At 62.5% G+C, this 25561-nt stretch carries 29 protein-coding genes and 1 tRNA gene; 15 read left to right on the forward strand and 15 right to left on the reverse strand.

Annotation, left to right across the window (positions count from 1 at the left end):
* Nucleotides 1-21 precede the first annotated feature (21 nt).
* The 3 genes from BJD99_RS10155 to BJD99_RS10165 are packed head-to-tail and all read left to right on the forward strand — an operon-like array spanning nt 22 to nt 2179.
* Entirely contained in the window at nt 22-717 is a 696-nt protein-coding gene (locus tag BJD99_RS10155; protein WP_084346790.1) for an HAD-IA family hydrolase, read from the forward strand.
* Nucleotides 701-1192, forward strand: a complete 492-nt coding sequence (locus BJD99_RS10160; protein ID WP_179142271.1) for a low molecular weight protein-tyrosine-phosphatase — start codon at nt 701-703, stop codon at nt 1190-1192. Before BJD99_RS10155 ends, BJD99_RS10160 begins: the two co-directional genes overlap by 17 nt.
* 45 nt (nt 1193-1237) lie before the next feature.
* On the forward strand, nt 1238-2179 hold the full coding sequence (locus BJD99_RS10165; RefSeq protein WP_084346679.1) for an SURF1 family protein: 942 nt from the start codon (nt 1238-1240) through the stop codon (nt 2177-2179).
* Here BJD99_RS10165 and BJD99_RS10170 read toward each other — a convergent pair.
* Complete coding sequence (locus BJD99_RS10170; RefSeq protein ID WP_256895586.1) at nt 2120-3103, reverse strand: cobalamin biosynthesis protein; 984 nt, start codon at nt 3101-3103, stop codon at nt 2120-2122. The genes BJD99_RS10165 and BJD99_RS10170 overlap by 60 nt on opposite strands.
* A 158-nt stretch (nt 3104-3261) precedes the next feature.
* On the opposite strand from BJD99_RS10170, the gene BJD99_RS10175 reads away from it, so the two are divergent.
* Nucleotides 3262-3852, forward strand: a complete 591-nt coding sequence (locus tag BJD99_RS10175) for a permease (RefSeq protein WP_084346681.1) — start codon at nt 3262-3264, stop codon at nt 3850-3852.
* Here BJD99_RS10175 and BJD99_RS10180 read toward each other — a convergent pair.
* Both BJD99_RS10180 and BJD99_RS10185 read right to left on the reverse strand, forming a co-directional pair.
* Nucleotides 3819-4067, reverse strand: coding sequence for a hypothetical protein (locus BJD99_RS10180; protein WP_084346682.1), 249 nt, complete (start codon nt 4065-4067; stop codon nt 3819-3821). The genes BJD99_RS10175 and BJD99_RS10180 overlap by 34 nt on opposite strands.
* A gap of 31 nt (nt 4068-4098) precedes the next feature.
* Nucleotides 4099-4521, reverse strand: a complete 423-nt coding sequence (locus BJD99_RS10185) for a hypothetical protein (protein WP_256895587.1) — start codon at nt 4519-4521, stop codon at nt 4099-4101.
* A gap of 150 nt (nt 4522-4671) precedes the next feature.
* On the opposite strand from BJD99_RS10185, the gene BJD99_RS10190 reads away from it, so the two are divergent.
* The 4 genes from BJD99_RS10190 to BJD99_RS10205 all read left to right on the forward strand — a co-directional run bounded on the left by BJD99_RS10190 (nt 4672) and on the right by BJD99_RS10205 (nt 7787).
* Nucleotides 4672-5829, forward strand: coding sequence for an iron-containing alcohol dehydrogenase (locus BJD99_RS10190; RefSeq protein ID WP_084346684.1), 1158 nt, complete (start codon nt 4672-4674; stop codon nt 5827-5829).
* 106 nt (nt 5830-5935) lie between these two features.
* Complete coding sequence (locus BJD99_RS10195; RefSeq protein WP_256895588.1) at nt 5936-6856, forward strand: NAD(P)/FAD-dependent oxidoreductase; 921 nt, start codon at nt 5936-5938, stop codon at nt 6854-6856.
* A 59-nt stretch (nt 6857-6915) separates the two neighbouring features.
* On the forward strand, nt 6916-7371 hold the full coding sequence (locus tag BJD99_RS10200) for a MarR family winged helix-turn-helix transcriptional regulator (RefSeq protein ID WP_084346685.1): 456 nt from the start codon (nt 6916-6918) through the stop codon (nt 7369-7371).
* Entirely contained in the window at nt 7368-7787 is a 420-nt protein-coding gene (locus BJD99_RS10205) for a DUF5313 family protein (RefSeq protein WP_084346686.1), read from the forward strand. The genes BJD99_RS10200 and BJD99_RS10205 overlap by 4 nt, the downstream gene beginning before the upstream one ends.
* A gap of 18 nt (nt 7788-7805) precedes the next feature.
* On the opposite strand, the gene BJD99_RS10210 is transcribed toward BJD99_RS10205, so the two are convergent.
* Nucleotides 7806-8450: a TetR/AcrR family transcriptional regulator gene (locus BJD99_RS10210; protein WP_084346687.1), complete on the reverse strand. Its 645-nt coding sequence runs from the start codon at nt 8448-8450 to the stop codon at nt 7806-7808.
* A gap of 63 nt (nt 8451-8513) precedes the next feature.
* Between BJD99_RS10210 and BJD99_RS10215 the strand changes: the two genes are divergently transcribed.
* On the forward strand, nt 8514-9125 hold the full coding sequence (locus BJD99_RS10215) for a TetR/AcrR family transcriptional regulator (protein ID WP_084346688.1): 612 nt from the start codon (nt 8514-8516) through the stop codon (nt 9123-9125).
* A gap of 443 nt (nt 9126-9568) precedes the next feature.
* On the opposite strand, the gene BJD99_RS20750 is transcribed toward BJD99_RS10215, so the two are convergent.
* The 8 genes from BJD99_RS20750 to BJD99_RS10255 form a co-directional block, all read right to left on the reverse strand.
* On the reverse strand, nt 9569-9808 hold the full coding sequence (locus BJD99_RS20750) for a hypothetical protein (protein ID WP_143542104.1): 240 nt from the start codon (nt 9806-9808) through the stop codon (nt 9569-9571).
* A 260-nt stretch (nt 9809-10068) separates the two neighbouring features.
* Nucleotides 10069-10380: a hypothetical protein gene (locus BJD99_RS10225; RefSeq protein WP_084346690.1), complete on the reverse strand. Its 312-nt coding sequence runs from the start codon at nt 10378-10380 to the stop codon at nt 10069-10071.
* Nucleotides 10380-10823, reverse strand: coding sequence for a hypothetical protein (locus tag BJD99_RS10230; RefSeq protein ID WP_084346691.1), 444 nt, complete (start codon nt 10821-10823; stop codon nt 10380-10382). The genes BJD99_RS10225 and BJD99_RS10230 overlap by 1 nt, the downstream gene beginning before the upstream one ends.
* Nucleotides 10820-11191: a hypothetical protein gene (locus BJD99_RS10235; protein ID WP_084346692.1), complete on the reverse strand. Its 372-nt coding sequence runs from the start codon at nt 11189-11191 to the stop codon at nt 10820-10822. Before BJD99_RS10235 ends, BJD99_RS10230 begins: the two co-directional genes overlap by 4 nt.
* Before the next feature lie 418 nt (nt 11192-11609).
* On the reverse strand, nt 11610-11975 hold the full coding sequence (locus BJD99_RS10240) for a hypothetical protein (protein WP_084346693.1): 366 nt from the start codon (nt 11973-11975) through the stop codon (nt 11610-11612).
* Nucleotides 11972-12943, reverse strand: a complete 972-nt coding sequence (locus tag BJD99_RS10245; protein WP_084346694.1) for a hypothetical protein — start codon at nt 12941-12943, stop codon at nt 11972-11974. Before BJD99_RS10245 ends, BJD99_RS10240 begins: the two co-directional genes overlap by 4 nt.
* A gap of 333 nt (nt 12944-13276) precedes the next feature.
* Complete coding sequence (locus BJD99_RS10250) at nt 13277-15034, reverse strand: AAA family ATPase (protein WP_084346695.1); 1758 nt, start codon at nt 15032-15034, stop codon at nt 13277-13279.
* Nucleotides 15035-15121: 87 nt separating this feature from the next.
* Nucleotides 15122-15355 carry an AlpA family transcriptional regulator gene (locus tag BJD99_RS10255; protein WP_084346696.1) on the reverse strand — a complete coding sequence of 78 codons (234 nt, stop codon included), beginning with the start codon at nt 15353-15355 and terminating at the stop codon, nt 15122-15124.
* A 282-nt stretch (nt 15356-15637) separates the two neighbouring features.
* Here BJD99_RS10255 and BJD99_RS10260 point away from each other — a divergent pair, with 282 nt between their 5' ends.
* On the forward strand, nt 15638-16912 hold the full coding sequence (locus BJD99_RS10260) for a site-specific integrase (RefSeq protein WP_179142272.1): 1275 nt from the start codon (nt 15638-15640) through the stop codon (nt 16910-16912).
* A 128-nt stretch (nt 16913-17040) separates the two neighbouring features.
* On the opposite strand, the gene BJD99_RS10265 is transcribed toward BJD99_RS10260, so the two are convergent.
* The 3 genes from BJD99_RS10265 to BJD99_RS10275 all read right to left on the reverse strand — a co-directional run bounded on the left by BJD99_RS10265 (nt 17041) and on the right by BJD99_RS10275 (nt 18176).
* Nucleotides 17041-17115: transfer RNA gene (locus BJD99_RS10265), tRNA-Val, on the reverse strand.
* Nucleotides 17116-17263: 148 nt separating this feature from the next.
* On the reverse strand, nt 17264-17728 hold the full coding sequence (locus BJD99_RS10270) for a peroxiredoxin (RefSeq protein WP_084346698.1): 465 nt from the start codon (nt 17726-17728) through the stop codon (nt 17264-17266).
* A 25-nt stretch (nt 17729-17753) separates the two neighbouring features.
* Nucleotides 17754-18176, reverse strand: a complete 423-nt coding sequence (locus BJD99_RS10275; RefSeq protein ID WP_084346699.1) for a DUF3052 domain-containing protein — start codon at nt 18174-18176, stop codon at nt 17754-17756.
* A gap of 257 nt (nt 18177-18433) precedes the next feature.
* Between BJD99_RS10275 and aceE the strand changes: the two genes are divergently transcribed.
* The 5 genes from aceE to BJD99_RS10300 all read left to right on the forward strand — a co-directional run bounded on the left by aceE (nt 18434) and on the right by BJD99_RS10300 (nt 25528).
* Nucleotides 18434-21280, forward strand: a complete 2847-nt coding sequence (gene aceE, locus BJD99_RS10280; protein ID WP_084346700.1) for a pyruvate dehydrogenase (acetyl-transferring), homodimeric type — start codon at nt 18434-18436, stop codon at nt 21278-21280.
* A gap of 74 nt (nt 21281-21354) precedes the next feature.
* Nucleotides 21355-22770, forward strand: a complete 1416-nt coding sequence (locus BJD99_RS10285) for a PucR family transcriptional regulator (RefSeq protein ID WP_373270530.1) — start codon at nt 21355-21357, stop codon at nt 22768-22770.
* Nucleotides 22771-22897: 127 nt separating this feature from the next.
* Entirely contained in the window at nt 22898-23797 is a 900-nt protein-coding gene (locus BJD99_RS10290; RefSeq protein WP_084346701.1) for an ACP S-malonyltransferase, read from the forward strand.
* 169 nt (nt 23798-23966) lie between these two features.
* Nucleotides 23967-24269: a meromycolate extension acyl carrier protein AcpM gene (gene acpM / locus BJD99_RS10295; protein WP_084346702.1), complete on the forward strand. Its 303-nt coding sequence runs from the start codon at nt 23967-23969 to the stop codon at nt 24267-24269.
* Nucleotides 24270-24277: 8 nt separating this feature from the next.
* Nucleotides 24278-25528: a KasA/KasB family beta-ketoacyl-ACP synthase gene (locus BJD99_RS10300; protein ID WP_084346703.1), complete on the forward strand. Its 1251-nt coding sequence runs from the start codon at nt 24278-24280 to the stop codon at nt 25526-25528.
* Nucleotides 25529-25561: the final 33 nt, after the last annotated feature.

The following is a 25561-nucleotide window of genomic DNA, read 5'->3' on the forward strand; positions in this document are numbered from 1 at the left end:
CTCACCGATATGGTTTTCGTCATGACAAAGCTCGACCCACCGACTGCCCGTGCCCAGGTCGTGCTCTTCGATCTCGATGGAACCCTCACCGATTCTGCACCCGGGATTCTGGCCGGATTCCGCCATTCATTGGCCACCGTCGGAGCGCCCGAACCGACGGAGAAGCAGCTGGCTCTGGTCATCGGTCCGCCACTGCTCGATTCGTTCCGAACGATGGGGCTTGCCGAGGACGTGGCACAGCGGGCGCTCGCTGCCTACTTCGAGCGTTACGACGCGCAGGGCTGGGCCGAGAACTCGGTCTTCGAGGGTATCGGGCCGGTCCTGGCAGAATTGAAGGCCCGCGGCGTCCGGTTGGGTGTCGCCACGTCGAAGTCGGAACGGTTCGCGCACCGCATTCTGGACCACTTCGGACTGTCGGAGTACTTCGAGTTCATCGGTGGAGCGAGTAACGACGGTGCACGCAGGTCGAAGCCCGATGTGATCGCACATTCGCTGCGCAATCTCGGTCTCATTCCCAAGGAAGTGGCCGACGGCGGAACCTCCGGCGTTCTGATGGTCGGTGATCGGGACCACGATGTTCACGGCGCGGCTCGGTTCGGCATTCCGACGGTCTACGTCGAGTGGGGCTACGGCATCGAAGGCGAGGACGATGAAGCGTCGTTCGTCGTGACGACGATGGACGAGCTCGCAAAGGTGCTCGATGAGAACACCGAATAGCGCGGTCGATCGACGCACGCTCCATGTGACGTTCGTCTGTACCGGCAACATCTGCCGGTCCCCGATGGCCGAGAAGGTGTTCGCCGAGCATCTCCGGGAGGCGGGACTCGAAGAATCCGTCCGGGTGTCCAGTGCAGGGATCGACGGCTGGCACGAGGGCGAAGGGGCGGATCCGCGAACAGTCGCCGAGCTGCAAGCGCATGGCTACGAGAGCGATCATGAGGCCGCTCAGGTCGGAGACGACCATCTGACGGCCGATCTCATCGTCGCCTTGGACACCGGCCACACCGAGGCGCTTCTTCAACTCGGGGCACCCGCAGAGCGAATCTGCCTGTTGCGATCGTTCGACGAGGATGCGAATTCGCAGTCCGTCGCAGACCCTTATTACTCCTCCGACGATGCGTTCGTCGAGATTCGTGAGCAGATCGAGGCGGCTATGCCCGGACTCGTGGGTTGGGTGACCGGACGCCTCTGAGCCGCCGTGAGTGGCACGGTTGGTCGCTGAGGCTAACCTAGAGGCGTGCGAAGGTTCAGATTTCTGCTCCGTCCAGGCTGGTTGGCGTTGGCAGCTGTGGTTGCCATGTTCGCCTACTTCTGCTTTTCGGTTCTCGCCCCATGGCAGCTGGGCAAGAACACTGCGACGACACAACGAAACGCGCTGATCGACCAGTCGGTGAATGCCGAGCCGGTCGATATTTCCGAAGTTCTGGGCTCGACCGGATTCTCCTCGAACGACGAGTGGCGGCGAGTGGTCGCCACGGGCTCGTACCTTCAGGACAAAGAAGCGCTGGTTCGTCTACGCAGCATCCGTGAACAGCCTGCATACGAAGTCATCACACCGTTTCAACTCCAGGACGGGCAGATCGTCCTCGTCAATCGCGGATACGTCCTACCTGTGCAGGGAACGCAGCCTCCACCCATCGATCCGCCGCCTACCGGGGAGCTGACCCTCGACGCTCGACTTCGTCAGGCAGAGGGCACCTCACGTGAGCCGATCGAGGAAGCCGGGCGTCTGCAGGTCTACAACATCAATCCGGAGCAGATCGGAACGGCTGTCGGTGTCGATGCCGTCGACGGGTATTTGCAACTCGACGACGCTCAACCCGGTGGTCTAGGGCTGATCGAACTCCCGCAGACCGAGTCCGGGCCGTACTTGTCCTACGGCCTGCAATGGCTTGCTTTCGGCATCATGGCACCACTCGGGCTCGCGTACTTCGCCCGTGCCGAGTGGCGTGAGCGACGCAAGTCCAAGCAGCAGGACATCCTCGACACCGCATCGTCTTCAGTCGACTCGACCGATCCCTCCGCGGACACACCATCGACGAGCAGGCAAGACGCGGAACCCGAATTCACGTTGCCCACTCGTAGAGAACGACGTTCGAAGTCGAAGTCCAAGACGGAGTCATCGAATCGATCGGCCAACGATGTTCGCTTGGCCGATCGCTACGGCAAGAACAGCTGACACCACAGTCGTGGCGACCTGCACGATGAGGGACAGCGTTGCAGCCCTATCCAGATCGCTCGGCGTCGGAGCACGTCCGTGACCGAGGGTTGGCCGTATCTCCACGCCGTGCGCATACTCGGTGCGGCCCCCGAGGCTGATTCCGAGTGCACCCGCAGCAGTTGCCTCGGCCACACCGGCATTGGGGCTCGGGTGACGTGAGGCGTCACGGCGCCAGGCACGCAGGGACTCCGTCGATCGTCCGCCCACCAAGGGTGCTGTAATCACCGTCGAGATACCGGTCAGTCGAGCCGGGATCAGGTTCACTGCGTCATCGAGGCGTGCGGCGAACCAACCGAAGCGCAGGTACCTCGAAGAGCGGTACCCGATCATCGCGTCCAACGTATTGATCGCCCGGTACCCGAGAATGCCGGGCACACCTGCCACAGCGCCCCAGAACATGACACCGACCGTGGCGTCGGAAGTGTTCTCGGCAATCGATTCCAGCGATGCCCGTGCCAGCCCGTCGGTGTCGAGCACACTCGGATCTCGACCACAGAGCGATGGAAGCAACGCACGCGCAGAGTCGAGATCGTCTGCCTCGAGGTGGCGGGCCATCTGTGATCCCGTGCGGGACAGTGATGTCCCGCCGAGCGCTACCCAGGCGGCGGCTGCGGTCATCGCGGTGTCGGCAATACCGCCGCGTCGACGCGCGAACGACGCCGCCAGCACGCCCAATCCGATGGTGCCTCCCACCAGCGTCGCCGTGTGAACGACACCTGCCGACTTCGAATCCCGATAGGTACTCGATTCGAGCAGTCCCGCGATCCGGCCGAAGCCTGCAACAGGGTGGAACCGTCGTGGATCCCCCAGCCCCCGGTCGAGGGCGAGCCCGAGTACCAGCCCCGCGGCACGTGATCGTGGGTCCCTCGCGCCATCCTTCACGACTCGACAGTTCATGGTTCGACGGTAGCGAGCCGGAAGCCGAGCCGGTGCAGTGGGCGGGCACACCGCGTGCCATTGCCGGAGTCTTACTTGGAGAACCGTCGACGTCGGAAGCATCCAACCGCTCGCCCAGCGTGTGCTCCCTTAGAATCGACCGTATGACTGCCGAAGGCACGACCCCCACCACCACGACGACCGGCATGCCTAGCTGGGCCAAGAAGAGCATCGTCATAGGCGTAGGCGTGCTGGCGTTGGTGATCGCGTACTTCATCCTCGCAGCGTTCCTGCCGAGATGGTGGAGCATCCGCGTCGGAAATCTTTCCGATCAGGCGTTCAGCAAAGGTATTTTCTGGGGCTTGACGTTCGGCACTCTCTGCACATTGGTGCCATTGCTGTTGTTCACGGTGGCATGGGCCGTCCGCAAACGCCGGGGCGGCAAAGTCATCGCCATCATTGCCCTCGTGCTGGCCGTCGCGACTGCTGTTCCGAACCTGCTGACGCTCTCGATCGTTCTCGGCGGCAACAATGCTTCCCACGCGGGTGAAAGAACTCTCGACACCGAAGCTCCCGGATTTCGGGGTGCCAGCCTGGTCGGCGCAGTCATCGCGATCGTGCTGTTCGCGCTCTTGACGTTCGTGGTCGTCCGGGGTCAGCGTCGTAGAGCGCAGAAGCGTCTGAACGCAGCAACGGCAAACCCGGCGGCATCCGGCCCAACTCAGGGAACGACAGGGGCCTTGCCGCCGTCGTAAGGCTCGATCGTCACCAGCGCCTCTGGTTCGAACGTCAAGGTCACCGGTTCACCACCGTCGGAGACAGTCACGACGACCGACAAGCCTTCCTGACCGACCGACTCGATGCGCCCTCGCGAATCCCCCGCTTCATCCACGAGCGAATAGTCGCCTACCTGGACGAGCAGCTCTTCTGCCGCGACGGTACGACGGCCACCGAAATCTTCCACAGTCATTCCCTCACCGTAGGCGAGGAATCGCCGTGCGTCATTCGTGCCCGTCGGGCGGATCGGTCACCAGCACATCATCTGCCGGAATGACAATGGGGAGTTCGACGCGGCGCTCTTCCCAGCTCGGATATCCCGGACGGATCCACACGCGAGTGTCATCCAGCTGGACCAGCACCATCCGGCGCCACCGCCAGGACGGTTCGGGGCTGCGCAGGTCGGTCTCACGTGAAATAGGTATCGGCGCAAACGCCCAACAGGGCACCGACAGTGACGAGAGCCCCGCCGTGACGAGGACTTCGGCAGCATCGAGCACATGCAGTCCGGTCGCGACGAGATGACCGACCGGATTGACAGCATCGACGCAGTATTCGTCGTAGTTCTCCGACAACGTCCATCCCACGAGCTCGCCGTCCGACGGACGTGTCACCGGGAGCCTGCTGCGCCACCGACCGATATCCACCCGCACCACTGTACGGTTCCGGATCCTGCACCTCACTGCACGATCCCGCACCTCACTGCACAATCCGGGGCCGAAACGGCGGGATCGCGTCGAAAGCGGACAGTAGTGTGCAGTCAGTTGCGCTCTTGTGCCGATAAGAGGAGTCGAACCATGGTTGCCCACATCTCGTTTCCGAGATTTCTGAAGCTCGGCCCAGGCGCCGTCGAGGAACTCGGGTCGGTTCTAGTGGACCTGAATGTCGAACGCCCGCTACTCGTCACCGATGCATTCATGGTCGGCAACGGTTCTGCCGAGCGACTGATTGGCATCATCGAGGCAGCAGGCAAGAAGGTGGCACTCTTCTCCGACACGGTCCCCGACCCCACGACCGACTCGTTGCAGGCCGGCGTCGACGCGGTGAAGGCACACGATGCCGACGTCGTCATCGGGTTCGGTGGCGGCAGTCCGATGGACACAGCCAAAGCGCTGGCGGTGCTGGCCGGGCAGGGCGGTGCGATGCGCGAGTACAAGGCGCCGCGCAGCTACGCAGGTCCAGCACTTCCCATCATCGCCATCCCCACTACCGCGGGAAGCGGTTCGGAAGCAACGCAATTCACCATTATCACCGATCTAGCAACCGACGAAAAGATGCTGTGTCCGGGATTGTCGTTTCTGCCGATCGCGTCGATCGTGGACTCGGAACTCACGATGTCGATGCCTGCCCGCCTCACAGCGGATACGGGTATCGATGCCTTGACGCATGCCATCGAGGCCTATGTCAGCAAGAAGGCGAACCCGATCTCCGACGGACTCGCACTGTCCGCGATGAAGTCGATCGGTCTGTTCCTGTTGAGGGCTTATCGTGACGGGTCCGACCGCGAGGCCCGAGATGCGATGATGCACGCGTCGACACAGGCAGGTATGGCATTCTCGAATGCGAGCGTCTGCCTGGTGCACGGCATGAGCAGGCCTATCGGTGCACATTTCCATGTGGCGCACGGGCTTTCCAACGCGATGCTTCTGCCTGCTGTCACCAAGTTCTCCATCCCTGGCGCGCGTGATCGATACGCCGATTGTGCACGCCAGCTCGGTGCCGCAGAACGTTCCGACTCCGACGAGGTTGCCTCGTCGAAGCTCATCGAGTTCATCGTTACCCTCTGCGCCGCCGTCGAGGTACCCGCACCCAGCACCTACGGAATCGACAAGGCACGCTGGGAGGAACTCATCCCGCTCATGGCGGAGCAGGCACTGGCGTCGGGCTCCCCGTCGAACAATCCGGTGGTGCCGACGGCCGACAATATCGCCGAGCTGTACCGCAACGCGTACTGAAGTCCGGACCTGAAAGAGGTTGGCGTCGAGGAAAGCTCACGCCCTGCCTCATGACGAAAGAACGCACACGCGTCGAGGTGTCGTGTTCGACGCCTACGCTGAGGGCGTGAGCCCTTCATCGGACGTTGTCACCATAGTCGGAGCCGGCATGGCAGGCGCTGCGTGTGCCGCAGTTCTTCGTGCCGCCGAGGTGCCGTTTCGTCTCGTCGAGCGTGGTCGCGCTGTCGGTGGACGAATGGCGTCCCCGCTACTGCACGGCCGTCGGGTCGATGCCGGAGCGGGTTACTTCACGGTTCGTGACCCGGAGTTCGCCGACGTCGTAGATCGGTGGCACAGTGCCGGTTCGGCCCGACCGTGGACCGACACGTTCGGAGTGCTCGTCCCCGGCGAAGCCCCCGGCACCAGCGCCGGACCCACACGGTGGGCGACACCGGACGGTCTCCGGTCCCTGGTCCGTGCACTTCTCGACGAAATCGAGGTGGACCACGAAGACATCACCGAACTTCCCGCGGGCGACGTCGTGCTCGCGATGCCCGATCCGCAGGCCGGGCGGCTCACTCCTGTTCCCGACGCCGTCGACTACGACCCCGTTATCGCGATCGTCCTCGGTTTCGATTCGTTGACATTGCCTTTTCGAGACGCGGCGTTCGTCAACGAACATCCTGACATCCAATTCGTCGCCGATGACGGTGCTCGACGCGGCGACGGTGCCCCGGTGCTCGTTGCCCACACGACGCCCGAGTGCGCGCGAGCGCATCTGCAGAACCCCGACAGTGCCGTCGAACCGGTAGTGAAGGCCCTACGGGATGTGCTGAACACTCCTGCGCCGATATGGACTCACGTACATCGGTGGTCCTTCGGCAAACCTGCCGGCCGCCATGCGAGCACCTTTTCCATCACCGAATCCGGCTGCCGCACAATCGGTTTCGCGGGTGATCAATGGAGTCCATCCGGCCCGCCTCGCGTCGAGAGTGCGTGGAGGTCTGGAACAGATCTGGGCAGAGCATTGGCCGCGTTACGCGTATGAAGCACGCCCGATCATTACTAATTGCTTAGTGTACGAACTATTCGCGTACACTCGAACTCATGCCTGTCACCGAAGACGATCCCCTCGCACTCGACCGCCAAGTGTGTTTCGCGTTGGCCGTGGCAAACCGCGCGGTGCTGTCGGTGTATCGCCCACTTCTCGAACCGATGGGTCTCACTCATCCGCAGTACCTGGTGATGCTTGCTCTCTGGGGTGAGTCACCGATGTCCGTGAAATCGATCGGCGCCGCACTGTCGCTCGATTCACCCACGCTCTCGCCACTGCTCAAAAGACTCGAGGCTAACGGCCTCATCTCCAGAACCCGCAGCAGCAGCGATGAGCGCCAACTAGAGATCCGCCTTACCGAATCCGGTCTCGCCCTGCGAGATGAAGCGGTCGCGATTCCACCCGCCGTAGTGGCGAAGCTGGGGGTCGACATCGCGGAACTGGAAGAACTTCACCGAGTGCTCGGACGAATCAACCGGGCTGCCATCACAGCAGGAGCATTGTCGTGACATCACCGGTTTTTCGAAGCAACGAGAATCGACCGGCCGCCACCAAGCCGAATTTCGTGCAGTGGCTCGGCTACGTCGCGGGAAAGCGTCTGCCTCCGTCGATGCAGGACTGGGTGAGGAACGACCTAGTCGGTAAAGGCGCAGTGTCGCGCCACCTCTTTCGTTCGATGATTCCGTTCCTACCGATTTTCGTTGGATTCCTCGTGCTGTTTCCTGGCGCACTGTGGCTCCGCGGGTCCATGGTGTTGCTTTCCGTTCTGCTCGCAATGTTCTACACAGTTGCGTTCATGGAACTCAACCGCGGCAGAAGACTCCAGGTGCACGGCCTACCTGCGGATCTGCAGAGTGATCGCAAGCGAGCTGCCCTCGACGACGAACGGGCGCGTTACGAGAAGTTGCACCTTCGAGATCGTTGAAGACAATCAGCCGAACCCTCAGTCGGCGAACACGATCCGTGTCGAGACCGCAACCAGTGCGCGCAGAAGACTCTTCGATGGGTGCTTACTCAGCGGACCGTCGTCCATGCGCAATGTGTGCACCGTCATCAGTAGTTCGATGAGCGATCTCGTCGACAACGAGTGCGATGCATGCTCGATCGCTGCAGCGCGTTTGCTGGCGGGTACCGGACTCGGCGACAGGTACTCGAAGGCCTGCTGAACATGCTGGTCCTCGAACTCTCGCCGGACAGCTGCCGCCCCCGACGTCGCGCCCGGCATCTGACAATGCACCAACCGCGACTCGTTCGGATGAGCCTCCACCCAGTGCCACACTGCGACGATCATCGCTTCGAGTGACGGGTCAGAGTTGGGATCCTCCTCTGCCCGAACACCTGCCACAACTTCGTCGACCATGTCCAGCACCCGACGCATCGCCAGTTCGAACAATTCGTCTTTGCCCGCGAAGTGGTAGTACACGGCCGAGGGCACTACTTCCGCCTCGTCGGCAACATCCTGAACACTGGCGTCCGCAAAACTCTTCGCAGCGAAGACGCGAATGGCAGCGTCGACGATATCTTCTCTGCGAGATGGCCGGTGCGGTGACTTCTTCTCCACCTGTTGCTTCGCCCCCTGCTCGATCAACGCTCCCCTTACCCCCGTAAGTCGAAGCACTAGTCTTGCATGACCCGAGTCCCAGGAGAGTGAATGTCAGCAACAGTGAGGCGTCCTGCGCATCGTCCTTCCCGTCGTGGAGTCATCGTCGAGGCGGCGTTCGAACTCTTCGCATCGGGTCCGGTCGACGACGTGACCGTTGTCGACATCGCGACTGCCGCCGATATGACCTCGGCGGCGATCTACTACCACTACCCCTCCCGTGAGGAGATCCTGCTCGAAGGGCTTCGCGAATTTTCCACCGGCTACATCGCCGAAATCGAACGTATCGCTACCAAGGAAGTCTTACCGGCGGCCAGTATGGGAGCCTTCGTCGAACCGTTCATGACGTGGCTGGAGCAAAATCGAACGCGCGCTCTTGTCTACTTCGTACAGTCCAGGGGCGCGAGTCAGCAGGTGGAGGCGATCCGACGCGACAACAGCGGCTCGCTGATTCCGATCTTCGCGCGGGCGGCCAAGAAAACACGCGAGAAGCTACCGGCAGCGGAAGCAAGCATCATTGCCCTCGGGCTGATCGCACAGATCGAAACGTTCGCATCGGCATTCTTGTCCCGAGATGCTTCGTACTCGACCCTCGGCCGGCGCGCATTCATTCGATCCGGCGCAGAACTGGCAGATCACATCGCAGGTACGACGGCGGTTTGATACCCGGGGCCTGTTCGTCGGCACAAGACGAGTAGGTGGTGGGCGCAGAGGGGTTCGAACCCCCGACCGCTGGTGTGTAAATTACCGGTTCCTGCGGAAATGCGGTTTTGACGACTTCCGGGGACTTCCGCTCACTTCCACTCTTTATCCCTATTGACCAGCGCAAACAGGCGTTTCCATCCGATCGCTTCATTCCCTCTATTTTCAGTTCTGCGGACCAGTTGCGGACTGGCTGCGGACTGGCTGCGGACTGGAGATCCCGCTCACCGGTGACAGTCACCGAACGCTGAGCAACTCGAAACATGTTTTCGCCGTGGATTGCTCGAAGCGACTGTGTTTCGACCCGATCGCGATAATCGGCGGTCTCGGGCGTCGACGGAACAGGTAACCGCCGCGCGGCCCGTCGTTCAATGCGCTCGGTTCGTTCATGCCGCTGTGTTCGTTCACGACGCGAGACCCATCAATCCGCGGATACGGCTCAGAGACTCGTCGGCCTGCTGGCGGTGTTCGGCGCGCTCACGTTGTTCTGCTGCGTCCCGCTCTCTGCGCTCCCGCTCGGCCTCGGCGTCCCGCTGTGCGTCCTGGGCTTGCTGCCGACGCTCGGCCCGTCGCTGCGGTGTCGAGTCCGGTTCGGCGAACTGCCACCCCGACTCGAAGTGAACCAAGGCCGTAAATCTCGGCATCCTCGACCGTCCGTGAACCTCGCGTTGCCGCTTGTAACTCTCAGGCTCGATCAACTCGGCCGGTACCGCTCCGCTCGGAAACTGCGCACGCCAGCATTCCAAGCGGACACACACGACACACTCGAACCCGGTCGGTGTCTGGCCTGAGCGCGCGGCGTCGGCGCCGGTATGGCGAACGCTGGTGGTCCTCGGTTCGAGGTGGTGGCCGGCGCGGCAGGTGGCCGGTACCACCAGCGTTGGGTTTGGGGTCGACGTAGGGATCACAGCGACTCTTCCCACCGTGCGAGATCGGTCGAAGTCCAGCCGCGGATCGGTCTACCGGCCGACGTCGTGAGGTCTCGGTCCTCGAGCCACTGCGTGTATGCCCGACGTTGCCGCTCTGCTGCGTGCATCTCTCGAGCTCGGTCCGACTCGACTCCTGCGTCGACCGCCTCGCGGATCTGCCCGGTCGAGGTCTCGTCGAGGAACTTTTGCCAACGGCTCGGCCGAAACCGCTTGGGCACGTCGGCCAACGTGAGCGGTCCCGACTGCGCGTTCGTTCCGCTGTCTCGAGAAGTTGCTAGGCGAGCCACTAGGCCCCCCTACCGGCTCGCGGCCGTGCGGTACGACCGACTCCACGTCTCGCGTTGGTTTTTGCGTCGCGAGCCTGATTGGGTGAGCCGTTTCCGGTGTAAACCCCGCGTACCCCGGTCTGTCCACCGACTGTTCCCGCTGTGCCTGCCGTTGCCGACAGGATCCGCGCGTCGATCACAGAGGCCAACCGAGCGCGGGTGACTCGAAGTTGCCGAACCGCTGCCAATGCTGGGTGCACCTTGATCGTTCCGCTCTGTGTCGTGATCGTTCGGCCGTCGGTTCTGAGGGCACGGTCCAATGCCGCTATGTCGTCCGTGCTGGCCTGCAGGTCTGCCACTATCGCGAGATCGTCAGCCTCGAGCACAATCCCGGCCGTTTCCGCTTTCGCGGTATAGAACTCGAGCACGGTCTCGGTGTCGGCGGTCTGGCGCTTGCCGGTCATCCTCGGGCACCCTGCTCGCGGTAGCGGCCGACCCCGCGGTTTTGTGCGCTGTCCGACGACCTCGGTGGTGGTCGGCGTTCCGCTGTCACCGAGCGGGCCAACGCTCCGATAGCGGCTCTCACGCGGGCAACGTCGACCGTCCCGTCACCGCTCAGGAACTTCGACCTATCGACCGCTGCGAGCAGATCCGAAACGTCGGTGCGCTTGATACCGGCGGTGTCGAGTTCCCGCTCGATCGCCGCGTCGACGATCTGGCCTCGGAGGTCGTCGATCACACGGACCGCGTCGAGTCCGTCGCGCTCGAGCTCGTCGATCAATTCATCACGTTCTGCGACCAGCCAGCGGCCTATTTCAGCGTCTCTATTCATCTGTCGAGGATACGGGTACCCCCTATGGGTATTGCGAATCTTCCAACTCACGTACACGTAAACCGCTGAGCGGCAGGGGTATTCGGCGTATCGGTCGACTATTGCTCAGTGCAACGTGGCGGTGCCGGCCACCTTCGGACCTGCCTCGCGCTGCGTTTGCCCTGCTCAGGGGCTCTCAGGGGCCTAAAACGGGCCAGAAAACAAACTCTTACGAACGAAAGGCAGCAGATTTCGCAGTACCCTGCTGCCTTTCGCTGCGCGAGGGTGGGAGGGGGTCCCACCCCTACCCCTCGCCTCGCCTCGGTGGTAGTCACCGCTCAGGTCAACGCTCCCGCGTTGCGTCGACCGAAACGACGGCAGGCTCACCAACCGAAGTCGATGAGCCTGCGTCGATCTGAGCGTGGTGGTGGTGTCATGGCTAGCTCGGCGTGTCTGTCCCCGTTGCGTATCGAGCCATGCCTCGGGCGTTCGAATCTGCGATCTCGGTTCGATGCTCGAGTGCTTCCTTGGCCCGCTTGACTCTCGCCGCTTCACGCTCCCTGTCGCGCTGCTCCCTCTCCGCTTTCTCACGCGTCAAGAAATCTTGACGGACCTTGGGGTCGCGTGCGATCCGTGTTAGTTCGTCGCCATGCTTAGACCCGATGCTCGTCACCTGTGCCGGACTCTCGCGGTCCCTCGCTGCCTTGCTCTGCTGTGCTTGGATCGACTGCTGTGCACTCAGTGGTGGATCGGTGAGATGGCGACCCATCCCGGTCTCACCTGTGTTTGCTCGCGAGCCGCTCACAGGGACACCCCTGCGTGAGCGGTGATGGATAGACCGGTCTCGCGTTCGGCGTACCAAGCAAGCGCGGCCTCGGGAGTGTCGACGTCGATCTCATGGCCGACAAACTGCGAGGTCCACACCTCCCGCTCGAGCATCTGGGTTTCTGTCCTGAACAAGCGGTCTGGGTGCCGCTCTTGAAACCCGTTGCTCTCTGCCAGCACCACCCAGACGCGGACACAATTCGCGTCCTTCCATCGGGCAACGAGACGCGGCCATTCTTGAAACGCTGCGAGGACTTCGGGCCGTCCGTCGGCTATCACCGCCTCGGCGTTCCCTGTTTCGCCGATCGCATCCACCAGCGTTCGGTATGCGCTGACAGCGGACTCGAGGATCTCGATTGTTTCGCGACCAAGGATTTCCTCGATGTCTTTCCGAGCGGCCATAACAGCCTCTCGGTTCTCGAAAGCCCAATGCTCGCGCATCCGCTCGACTAGACCAGCACGCCGTGCTGTCGGGTGCGTGAGAGGAACCGTCGACCGATCGAACTCGAGCGCGGGGACCATGATCGCCGGAACCGCTTGCTTGGCCGTAGCCGCTTCCCACGCGGCACCCAGTAGCTCACCGTCGCGCTGGCCGGCCGCCAGACCGAGAAGGTGCTTGTGTTCCTCGTCGAGGCGGTGCTCGACCTTGCCAGCCGCTGCAGCGTTGAGCGCGAGCCCTCGCAGCGGCCCGTCGGTGAGACGCTGACCGAGCGGATTGTCCAAGCTCGGCCCGACCCCAATGCCCGAAGCTCTATCCCGCTCGTGCGCGGCCCGCTCCCGCTCTGCCGCTTCGGCGGTCTCGGCTACCTGCCGACGGTGCTCGTCGGCATCGGTACTTCCGACGATCTGCTGAGCTTCCCGCTCGCCGATACCCGCGAAACCTCGGCTACCCCGATCCCATCCGCTCGACTCGATGCCGCTTCCTTGGGCGTTGTCTGTACTGCTCACTGTGTTGCTCCTCTGTTGGGATTTCTCGGATCGGTCGACCCGAGTTGATTGGTCGTATTGATCGGAATATCGGCCCTACTCAATTCCTGCCGAGCCCCACGGCCCGGTCAGGTGCACTACGTACACCTGACCTGACCGGGTCAGGTGGGAAAAACACCTGACCGCTGTCAGACCCGGTCAGCCTGACCAGCGCAAACGCGGCTGGAAACCTGACCGCTGAAACCTGGCCCGGCCAGGTCCGCTCAAAAAACCTGACCCGGTCAGCTTTTCGCCAATTTCGGCACGGTTCGGCGTGGCTTCGTGAGCATCGAGACGCAAGTTGGACATAGCGTTTTATCGCTGCTTTCGGTACGCGAGCGCCGCTCGCCACACCGACGTTTCGTAACTGCCCTCGAGCTTGGGAACGGCTTTGGTGCGTGCACGATCCCGACCCCACTCGACAGGGATCTCGAGCCGGTCCAACTCCGCAACCAACGCTCTCTCCCGAGCATCGCGAGGACCGCTCACCTTCGGCCCCGACACAGCCTCGGCGACGACTGCATCGGCGTTGTGCGCGTCGGCCGCTGAGTCGAGTTCTTCGGCGGTCGGCGACGACACAGCACCGAGGACACGGCCCGCTTTGTCTTTTCGTACCCGCACGTGACCGAGCGGACCGTCCAGACGTTTGATACTCACCCGCTCGGGTAGCGATCCGCTGCGATCCTTCAACCGCGTCAGTGTGAGATCGTTCGGCCGCTCCGCGCGCGGGACCGTGAGCGTCCACTCGGCGTCGAGTTTGGATCGCTTCGCCGACGACCCTCGAGCTCCCAAACTTGGATCCTTGCCGCTGTGGTCCGCGTAGATGACGGTATGACCCATCGCTTTGAGCGGCAACGTAATTCGGTTATCGAACGTAATCCACGTGTCCGAGTCGTTCTCGGCCCCGTCGATGAAACTCGACAGCGTATCGAGGATCACGACGTCGGGCCGGTACCGCTCGACCAGCCCCGCCATGTCCCGCGCTCCCGCGGCTGTGGTCAGCGGTGCGATCGACTCCATGCTCACCACGAACAGGTTCGGCAGGTCCAGCGGTGCGTCCATCCTGTCGAGATAGTCGCGCCACCACAGTTGCCCGACCTCACCGTCGACGTAGAGAACACGCTTCGGGCCGTCGAGTTCGCGAGCCTTACCGTCCGAGCCTCGGTCGAGTGCGGCGCACCCCAACGACCAGTGCACAGCAAAGTCTGCGAGTAGAACAGTCTTGCCGACACCGGACCCGGCGACGAACTTCGTTACCTGTCCCTCGGCGACGAGATCGTTCTCGAGCATGACCCGCGGCTCGCGCGGCCCGGTGCGGAGCTTGACCAGATCGAGCGCGGTCGGTGCGTCGTCGTCCTCGAGATCGTCCACCGCCTCGTCTGAATCTGGTCCAGCGGTATCGGGCATATCTTCCTCGGTCATCGTTTCGGTGGTTGGTTCGTCCGTCTCCCAGATCGGGCCGGTACCGGTCATTGCTTCGCACAGTTCGGCCGTCCACCCGACCGCCGGCAATGGTGGGTCGAAGTCGTCGAGGTTGAGTCCAGCGGCATGGAACCGTCGGGACAGTTCAGCGGTCGGTAACCCGACCCCGGCATCGAACACGACCACTCCGGGGAAGCTCTCGAGGTGCGACGGATCGAGTAATTGCGTTGTCGCTGAGTTCATTTCGAGAAACAGAACGAGCGGCGCGTCGTCGTCGGGAGAACCACTGAGTGCGTGATCCGAGCGCCAGATCCGGCCGGCCGATTCCGCTTCGTTCACAAAGCGGTCCCCCGCGGTCTCGAACCATATGTGCTCGCCGCCGGCCTCGAGAGCTTGGGCCGGTATGTCCTCCGGCCGGTCCAGGACCTCGGCCCACGTGTCGAGTTGCTGCTCACCGAGCGGGAAGTAAACCCCCACGCGGCCGACCAGATATTCGGCGATTGCTCGGGCCGCTGCTCGCTCGGACGCTTCCCGCTCGACCGACCGATACTCGCGGACTATCGCCGAGAATCTCCGGTTGTCCTCGGACGTTGCGACCGTTGGACTCAGTCGTTCCTGCGGGATCGGTTCATGCTCAATCGCTTGCGGCATTTCGGGTCTCCGTATCGAGGGTTAGGTATAAGTCATCGCTGCACTCCTGTGGTGGTGTGTGGTGGATTTGGTGCTGCCGTGCCGCTGTCAGCTACCGACCAAGGTGGCCGCTTTGCATCGAGCGATGTAGAGATCCAGGTCTCGCCGGTCGTACATGACCCGGTTGCCGAGCTTGTAGCTGGCGGGGCCGGTGCCTGCGCTTCGGTGGTTGTAGAGCAGACCCTTTTTCATGCCGAGATATTCAGCGGCCTGCTCGATGGTGAGCCGCTCCAACCGCTCGAGCTCGGCTCGGTACATCGTCAACGTCGTGTCGGTTCCCATTGCGTGTCTCCTCGAATTGTTCTGTGCCCCTTAGCCGCTGGGGCCGTGTGAGAACAACAGAAGCACAGCGGCAGGACCGACCACAAATGTTCGAGACTTTCGAGTTGACAAAACAGATCGTGAACGTGTAAGGCTTGCGTCTCGACCCGTTCACAACCCGAAAAGGGGCCGCTGGTCAGACAGGACACGGACCGGACACCGTGCGAACAAAAAACGCCCTTTGTGATGTGCGTCACACACCCACGACCGCTTAATGTATTGCGGACCGGATACTCTCGTTTCATGCCTACCGATGCTGTTTACGAATCCATTCCGACAAAGCGGGTAACCGGCTCCCGCGTCGAGGATCGGTGGAAGCGGCGCGACGGCTCACCGTCGGCTCGAGCCGGTAAAGGTCTGCAATGGCTCGCCCGATATGTCGGCACCGACGGACAGGAACACACCAAGGCATTCCGCACCCAGAAACAGGCGAAGGTGTGGCTCAGCGAGGAAAGCGCGGCCGTAACCCGCGGGGATTGGGTCGACCCGACCAAAAGCGCGGCCACGGTGCATTGGGTCGCTCAGTCGTGGCTCGCGGGCAACGCGTCGAAAACTGCGTCGACAGCAGAGGGGTACGGAAACGTCTGGCGTACCCACGTCGAACCGCGCTGGGGTTCGGTCGAGCTACGCAACGTCGACCACGACGAGATCGTGGCGTGGGTCGGTGGGCTCAGCAACGGCACGGCCGCGTCTCTGCGAAAAGACAAGACGACCGGCGAACGTATCCCGCTTGCCGCGTCGTCGGTGCGGCACTGTCACGCGGTGCTGCACCAGATACTTCAGATAGCCGTGCGTTCGAAGCGGCTCCGATCGAATCCGGCGAAGGACGTACCGCTGCCGAAGATGCGCGCCAGCGAAAAAGTGTTTCTGTCTGCTGCCGAGATCGACCGCCTCGCTCGGGCTGCGGATCACCGGGCGAGCACAACTACCGAACGCATGAAAGCGGGCCGGTCCCTCGAACCCGATGCCGTGGCATCCGACGCACCAGCGAGTGCAAGCGGTCTCGCGCTGCGACTGCTCGGCGGTTGCGGTCTGCGCTTCGGTGAGTTGAGCGGTCTACGGATCTCACGCGTGAACCTCGAGCGTCGAACCCTACGGATAGACACCGCTGTCTCGGAGGTGGGCGGTCGGCTCGTCGTCGGCAGTCCGAAGAATCATCGTGAGCGCACCGTCCCGATACCGGCTCGGCTAGTGGCTCACTTGCGCGAGGTGTGCGACGGTCGCGACGGCTCCGAGTACGTGTTCACTTCAGCGGCAGGTTCGCCGCTGAGAAGAAACAATTTCGCCAAGCGTGTCCTTGCGCCAGCGGCCGAACTAGCCGGGATCGACGATGCGGTGACGCTGCACTCGCTCCGGCACAGTTTCGCGTCCATCTGCCTGAGCAATGCGGTACCGCCGAAACAGGTACAGGAATGGATGGGGCACCACTCGCTCAAACTCACTGCCGATCTCTACGGCCACCTGTTCGCCGACGAGACCGACAAGGCTCAAAGCCTGCTCGATGCGGCGTTCGAGTGATCGGCGGTGAACGCGTGGAATGCACCGCAAACAGACGCCGGTATTTTCTACTGCGGACCAGTTGCGGACTGGCGAGCTTTGCGGACTGGCCGAAGAGCGAGCTTAGGGCCGCTGACCTGGGTAAATAGTGGTGGGCGCAGAGGGGTTCGAACCCCCGACCGCTGGTGTGTAAAACCAGAGCTCTACCGCTGAGCTATACGCCCGAGTCACATGTGGGCCGAGACCGTTTGTGACGCTTGGAGAAATTTATCGTGTCTGAGCGATTTCTCCAATTCCGCATGTCAACGCCCTGCTTGTGAGTGGAAATGTGTCCGGTGGGGCGCATTTCCACTCACAAGAGGCGAAGTTCGTCTACGTGTCCAGAACGGACAGTGCTTTGTCCCACGCAGACGGATCACGAGCTTCGCCGGGTTGATTCATCTCGGCGAAACGGACAGCGCCCGATTTGTCGACGACGAACGTTCCCCGGTTGGCGAAGCCGGCTTTGTCGTTGAAGACGCCGTACGCCTGCGCCACGGCACCATGTGGCCAGAAATCGGACAGAAGCGGGAAGGTGTAACCCTGCTCTGCTGCCCAGATCTTGTGCGTCGGAGGCGGCCCCACTGAAATTGCAAGGATTGCGGAATCATCGTTCTCGAACTTGGGCAGTTCGTCGCGCACCTTGCATAGCTCACCCTGGCAGGTGCCGGTGAAAGCTAGCGGATAGAAGACCAGAAGGACGTTCTTGACGCCGCGATACGACGACAAGCTCACTTCCTGATTGTTCTGGTCTTTGAGGGTGAAGTCCGGCGCTTGTGCGCCTACCTCGAGTGGCATCGAATCGGATTCCTGTTCTCGGGCACTACCGCTTGGTTGCCCGCGTCTTGGGCTGAACCAGTCGGCTACCGATCCAGTCTCCGAGATTGGCCGCCGAAGTCTGCGTCAACCCTGCGGTCGGTGCCGATTCGGCGATTTCACTCGGTTCGACGTGTCCCGGGAGTCCGGTTTTAGGACTGAGTACCCAGACGAAACCGTCGTCCGAGAGAGGTCCGATCGCGTCCATGAGGGCGTCGACAAGGTCACCGTCGCCGTCGCGCCACCACAGCAGCACTACGTCGATCACCTCGTCGGAGTCCTCGTCGAGGGTCTCACCACCAATGGTGTCCTCGACATCCGCACGCAGATCGTCGTATGTGTCCTCGTCCCAGCCCAGTTCCTGAACGACCAAGTCGCGAGTGATACCAAGTTTCTGAGCGTAGTTCTGAGCGTCCGCCGCGGCGACCACGGTGGTGACCTCCTTGCATAGTGGGTGAAGTAGTGCAAGCGAACAGGGTTTGCGCCGTATCCGCAAGCTGACCGCGCCGAAGTTGCGTAGATAAATTTCTACTGGTGGGTATTGGGACTCTCCTTTACCTGCCTCGGAGATGTGTAGGAGGATTGATGAGAATCACCGGAATGAGGAATGTCGATCGCCGTCACAGAAGGCGAAAGGCCTGGAACGGTTGCCCCACCGAGCGACCGCCACATTGAGGAGTACACACGTTGTCCGAGTTGAACCAGGACGACCGGCAGAACACACATGCTGCCGGCAAGACACCCGCGCCTACAGGCTCGGACGGTCGAGTACGCGTCATCCGCGAGGGTGTCGCGTCTTATCTGCCCGACATCGACAGCGACGAGACCAACGAATGGATCGAATCCTTCGACGGTCTGCTGGAGCGGTCGGGCCCGTCCCGCGCCCGGTACTTGATGCTGCGTTTGCTGGAGCGGGCTGGTGAACGGCGGGTCGCGCTGCCGTCACTGACGTCGACGGACTACGTCAACACCATTCCTACCGAGAACGAGCCCTGGTTCCCCGGTGACGAAGAGGTCGAACGCCGCTACCGTGCCTGGATCCGCTGGAACGCCGCGATCATGGTGCACCGCGCGCAGCGCCCCGGCGTCGGCGTGGGCGGGCACATCTCGACGTATGCGTCGTCGGCAGCGTTGTACGAGGTCGGGTTCAACCACTTTTTCCGTGGCAAGGATCACCCGGGCGGTGGCGACCACATATTCATTCAGGGCCACGCCTCCCCCGGCATCTATGCCCGCGCATTCCTCGAAGGACGCATTCCTGCCGAGCGCATGGACGGCTTCCGTCAGGAATACAGCCACAGCGATTCCGGCGGCGGTCTGCCGTCGTACCCGCACCCGCGCTTGATGCAGGACTTCTGGGAATTCCCGACGGTATCGATGGGCCTCGGGCCCATGAACGCCATCTACCAGGCACGATTCAATCACTACCTGGAAGATCGCAAGATCAAGGACACCTCCGACCAGCATGTGTGGGCATTCCTGGGCGACGGCGAGATGGATGAGCCCGAGTCGCGCGGTCTGGCGCACGTAGCCGCGACGGAGGGTCTCGACAATCTGACGTTCGTGGTGAACTGCAACTTGCAGCGCCTCGACGGCCCGGTCCGCGGAAACGGGAAGATCATCCAGGAACTGGAGTCCTTCTTCCGCGGCGCGGGCTGGAATGTCATCAAGGTCGTCTGGGGCCGCGAGTGGGATGCGTTGCTACATGCAGATCGCGACGGCGCGTTGGTCAACCTGATGAACACCACGCCCGACGGCGATTTTCAGACGTACAAGGCCAACGACGGTGGCTATGTTCGCGACCACTTCTTCGGGCGTGACCCCCGCACCAAAGAACTGGTCAAGGATTTGACCGACGCCGAGATCTGGAATCTCAAGCGCGGTGGCCACGATTACCGCAAGGTCCACGCGGCGTATGCCGCTGCCATGGCACACAAGGGCCAGCCGACGGTCATCCTGGCGCACACGATCAAGGGCTACACGCTCGGCAAGCTCTTCGAGGGCCGCAACGCGACGCACCAGATGAAGAAGCTCACCCTCGACGATCTCAAGACTTTCCGCGACCTGCAACGTATCCCGATCTCCGACGAGGAGCTCGAGAAGGATCCGTACATGCCGCCGTACTACCACCCCGGCAAAGATTCACCGGAGATCGCGTACATGCTCGATCGGCGCAAGACACTCGGCGGATTCGTTCCGGAGCGTCGGGTGAGTCCGGCTCCGCTGCCACAGCCTGACGACAAGACGTACGCAACGCTGCTCAAGGGCTCCGGCAAGCAGGAAGTCGCCACCACCATGGCACTCGTGCGAGTGATGAAGGAACTGCTTCGGGACAAGGAGATCGGTCACCGAATCGTGCCGATCATCCCCGACGAGGCCCGCACCTTCGGCATGGATTCGTGGTTCCCGTCGCTGAAGATCTACAACCGGAACGGCCAGCTCTACACGTCGGTGGACTCCGAACTCATGCTCGCCTACAAGGAAAGCTCGATCGGACAGATCCTGCACGAGGGCATCAACGAGGCAGGCTCGACGGCGTCGTTCACCGCCGTCGGAACGTCGTACGCAACGCACGGCGAGGTCATGATCCCGCTGTACATCTTCTACTCGATGTTCGGTTTCCAGCGGACCGGTGACGGCCTGTGGGCGGCAGCCGATCAGATGGCACGTGGATTCGTCCTCGGTGCCACCGCCGGCCGCACCACGCTGACGGGTGAGGGTCTCCAGCACGCCGACGGCCATTCGCTGTTGTTGGCGTCGACCAACCCGGCCGCGGTTACCTACGATCCGGCGTTCGGTTACGAGATCGCGCACATCGTCAAGGACGGCTTGCGCCGGATGTACGGCGGGACAAAGGGGCCGGACGGTGAGTTGCTGCCAGGCTTCGGCGGGGAGAACATCTTCTACTACATCACCTTGTACAACGAGCCGTATCAGCATCCGGCGCAGCCCGAGGACCTCGATGTCGACGGGTTGCTCAAGGGCATCTACCTGTTCGAGAAGCCGCAGGAGGGCGACGGGCCGGAGGCGCAGATCCTCGCGTCGGGTGTCGGAATCGTCGCGGCCCGCAAGGCCCGCGAACTACTCGAATCCGAATGGCACGTCCGCTCGGGTGTCTGGTCGGTCACCTCGTGGGGTGAACTGCGCCGAGACGGCGTCGAGTCGGAAAAGGATGCGCTGCGCGATCCAGGGGCCGAGAAGCGGGTTCCGTACATCACTCAGGCCCTGTCGAGCGCTGCTGGTCCAGTTGTAGCCGCATCGGATTGGATGCGTGCGGTCCCGGACCAGATCCGTCAGTGGGTTCCAGGCGACTACGTCACGCTCGGGACCGATGGGTTCGGATTCTCCGATACCCGTCCCGCAGCAAGACGGGTGTTCAACGTCGACGCCGAGTCCATCGTCGTCGCAGTGTTGTCTGCGCTGGCGACGTCGGGCGAGATCGATCGGTCCAAGGCCGTCGAGGCAGCCGAGAAGTACCGCATCGACGATGTCCTCGCGGCTCCCACGTCGTACACCGACACCGGCTCCGCGTAGCTCGCGGAGTCCGGTACGCCCGCCTGCTCGTGTCCATGTCCTCGGACGCGAGCAGGCGGGCGTAGGTTTTGCCTATGGTCCACGACAAGAGCGCAGCCCGCGGAGTGACCGCGGGGCACGACAGCGCAGACTTCGAAGTGACCGAAAAACACGAGAGCGCACCGAAGACCGGGACGCATCACCAGGACGACCAGGACGGCCACATCACCGACAACGAGGTACATCTACCGGTGAAGGCAATCACGCCCTCCAGAGCGAAGCGCGACCCCCTTCCCGACGCTCTTCTTCGGCGCGTGAAGCAGTTCTCGGGTCGCCTGTCCACTGAAGCTGTGACGACGATGCAGGATCAGTTGCCGTTCTTCGGCGGCCTGGATGCGGCGCAGCGGGCGAGCGTGCAGTTGCTGATTCAGACGGCGGTGGACAACTTTCTTGAGTGGCTGAAGAATCCGCAGAGCGATATTCGTTTCAGCCTCGATGCTTTCCAGGTCATTCCTCAGGATTTGGCGCGGCGGTTGACTCTTCGCCAGACGGTCGACATGGTCCGGGTCGCCATGGAGTTCTTCGAACAGTGGCTTCCGGCTCTTGCGCGCAATGATCAGCAATTGGTTGCTCTGACCGAGGCGGTGTTGCGGTACGGCCGTGAGCTGGGTTTCGCGGCGGCGTCGGTGTATGCCAGTGCGGCGGAGTCGAGGGGTGCGTGGGATACCCGCCTGGAGGCTCTCGTCGTCGATGCGGTCGTTCGCGGGGATACGGGGTCCGACATGCTTTCGCGAGCTGCCACGTTGAACTGGGATGCCACTGCGCCTGCGACAGTTCTGGTCGGCACTCCACCCGAGGATCAGGGTGTATCCGTGGTCAGCACGGTGCACATGGTTGCGCAGAAGCACAATCGCGCAGCTCTCGCGGTCGTGCAGGGGACGCGGCTCGTCATGGTTGTCAGTGGCCAGCTTATCGACAGCGCCGCGAACACTGCATTCCTGACTGACATGTTGCAGAATTTTTCCGAGGGCCCTGTTGTCATCGGTCCGACGACTCGCACGTTGGGCGCTGCCCATTCGAGTGCGGTGGAAGCGTTCGCGGGCATGCAGGCGGTTGCGGGATGGCGCGGTGCCCCTCGGCCCGTTCACGCTGGAGAGCTGCTACCAGAGCGTGCGTTGCTCGGCGACTCGGCGGCCATCGCGACGCTCAACGAGCACTTGGTCGCACCTTTGGCTGCGGCCGGTTCTGGCTTGGCGGACACCCTCGACGCATACCTCGATTGTGGTGGCGCCGTCGAGACCTGTGCGCGACAGCTGTTTGTTCATCCAAATACTGTCCGGTATCGGCTGAAGCGAATAGCCGAAGTTACGGGACGGGACCCGACGCAATCGCGTGATGCGTACGTGCTTCGTGTTGCGGCAACGGTAGGTCGACTGGCTCGAACTCATCACGAACCGCAGTATCCTGTCCCACAGACCACACACGTAACATTCGGTGAGGTAGTTACGTAACGTAGTAGTACGTGCCGGCGATGCGAACACTCCACAAGGCAATTTGTTGGATCCCCACAAATTGAGTGCCGAGAGTTCATCGAGAGCGACATCTCCCAAACAGGCCTTCACAGTGTTCTCTTAACGAGTGATTGCGTTGCTTGCGCCCGGACAGGGCTCCCAGACACCCGGCATGCTCGTGCCGTGGCTCGAACTACCCGGTGCCGCGGACCGTGTTGCTTTATGGTCCAAGGCATCCGGACTCGACCTTGCTCGGCTGGGCACCACAGCTACAGCGGAGGAAATCACCGACACGTCGGTGACACAGCCACTCGTCGTCGCTGCCGCGCTCCTCGCCTTCGAGGAGATAGCCAGCCAGGGATTGCTGCAAGATGACGCGATCATCGCCGGCCATTCGGTCGGCGAACTCGCGGGCGCAGCGATAGCCGGGGTGATTTCGGCCGACGAGGCCGTCACACTGGCGGCCGTGCGCGGCGCTGAGATGGCCAAAGCCTGTGCACTCGAACCGACTGGGATGTCTGCGGTGCTCGGCGGCGCCGAGTCCGAGGTTCTGGCTCGTCTCGAAGAACTCGGTCTCGAACCAGCCAATGTCAACGCCGCCGGACAGATCGTGGCGGCCGGGTTGCTGACAGCGTTGGCCGAACTCGCCGCCAACCCCCCGGAGAAGGCCCGCGTTCGCGCATTGCCTGTCGCCGGCGCTTTCCACACCCGCTTCATGGCACCGGCACAGGACGCGGTCGCGACGGCGGCAGCAGCGATCACGCCTTCGCAACCAACGCGGACTCTGCTCTCGAACTCCGACGGCAAAGCAGTCACCTCGGGCGCGGATGCGCTGACCAAGCTCGCCGCCCAGGTCACCAAACCTGTTCGATGGGATCTGTGCACTGCGACTTTGAAAGATCTCGCGGTGTCGTCCGTCGTCGAACTACCACCGTCAGGCGCCCTCGTCGGAATTGCCAAGCGCGAGATGCGCGGTATTCCGAACCTCGGATTGAAGAAGCCCGAGGATATTGCGGCACTGGCCTAGCTCGACAAAAGACCTCCCGTAGCTGATTCGTTACGGGTTCAGGGTGCGCTCTCGTAAGAGATGCGCGCGTGGCGTGTAGATACACAGCACGCCGCAGAATACGCAGGATCAGCATCGAACTTCGGCGCATCGATTCACGGTGCACCGACACAATGAAGGGAGCCACGCAGTGGCCAGCCAGGAAGACCTCATCGCCGGACTTGCAGAGATCATCGAGGAGGTCACGGGTATCGAACCCTCCGAGGTGACCATCGACAAGTCCTTCGTGGACGACCTCGATATCGACTCGCTGTCGATGGTCGAGATCGCCGTTCAGACCGAAGACAAGTACGGCGTGAAGATCCCCGACGAAGACCTCGCAAGCCTGCGCACCGTCGGTGACGCAGTTGCGTACATCCAGAAGCTCGAAGCAGAGAACCCCGACGCTGCCGAAGCAATCAAGGCCAAGCTCGACGACTCCGCGAGCGAGTGAGAGAAACCATGACCAACCCATCCACAGCCAATGGACGCTTCCCGAATGTCGTCGTCACCAGCCTCGCTGCGACCACGTCCATCGCGGGCGATGTCGACGCGACGTGGAAGGGTCTGCTGAACGGCGAGAGCGGCATTGGCGTACTCGAAGATGACTTCATCGCCGAGTACGACCTCCCCGTTCGAATCGGCGGACACCTCGCGGTCAGTCCGTCGAGCCTGCTCACGCGAGTGGAGATGCGGCGACTGAGCTATGTGGAGCAGCTTTCCACTGTGCTCGGCCGCGAGGTATGGAAGAACGCTGGCAGCCCCGAGGTGGATCCGCTCCGCCTCGCCGTCTCCATCGGCACCGGTCTCGGCGGTGGTGACTCGCTCATCGATGCCGTCGACAAGCTCAAGACCGGTGGGTACCGCAAGGTCTCTCCACTCGCAGTTCAGATGGTCATGCCGAACGGCCCCGCAGCGGTGGTCGGTTTGGAACTCAAGGCACAGGCCGGAGTCATCACTCCGGTATCTGCGTGCTCTTCAGGGTCGGAAGCCATCGCTCACGCGTGGCGAATGATCGTGATGGGCGACGCCGACATGGTTGTCACCGGTGGCGTCGAGGGATTCATCGACGCGGTGCCGATCGCGAGTTTCTCGATGATGCGCGCGATGAGCACCAACAACGACAATCCGAAGGGTGCGTCGCGGCCGTTCGACAAAGACCGGGATGGGTTCGTGTTCGGCGAGGCCGGTGCGCTCATGGTCATCGAGACCGAAGAGCACGCCAAAGCGCGTGGAGCCACGATCCATGCACGTCTTCTCGGCGCCGGTATCACCTCGGACGGATTCCACCTCGTGGCACCCGATCCCGAAGGAACCGGAGCGGCTCGGGCGATGACCCGGGCGATCGAAACAGCAGGACTGCAGAAGTCCGACATCACGCACGTGAATGCACACGCGACGGCAACACCGATCGGTGACACCGCCGAAGCGCTTGCAATCAACAAGGCGGTCGGTAACCATGCAGCGGTTTATGCACCGAAGTCCGCACTGGGACACTCGATCGGCGCCGTCGGCGCACTCGAGTCGGTGCTGACGGTGCTGGCAGTGCGCGAGGGAATCATTCCTCCCACACTGAATTTGGATAATCAGGATCCGAAGATCGATCTCGATGTCGTCAAGGGCGAGCCCCGCGTCGGACAGATCGACTACGCGATCAACAACTCGTTCGGATTCGGTGGGCACAACGTCGCGCTCGCCTTCGGTCGAGCTTGATCCTGTCCGAGTAGTTCACTCGTGACGATCGAG

It is taken from the genome of Rhodococcus sp. 1163 (assembly GCF_002091985.1).
Taxonomy (GTDB): Bacteria; Actinomycetota; Actinomycetes; order Mycobacteriales; family Mycobacteriaceae; genus Rhodococcoides.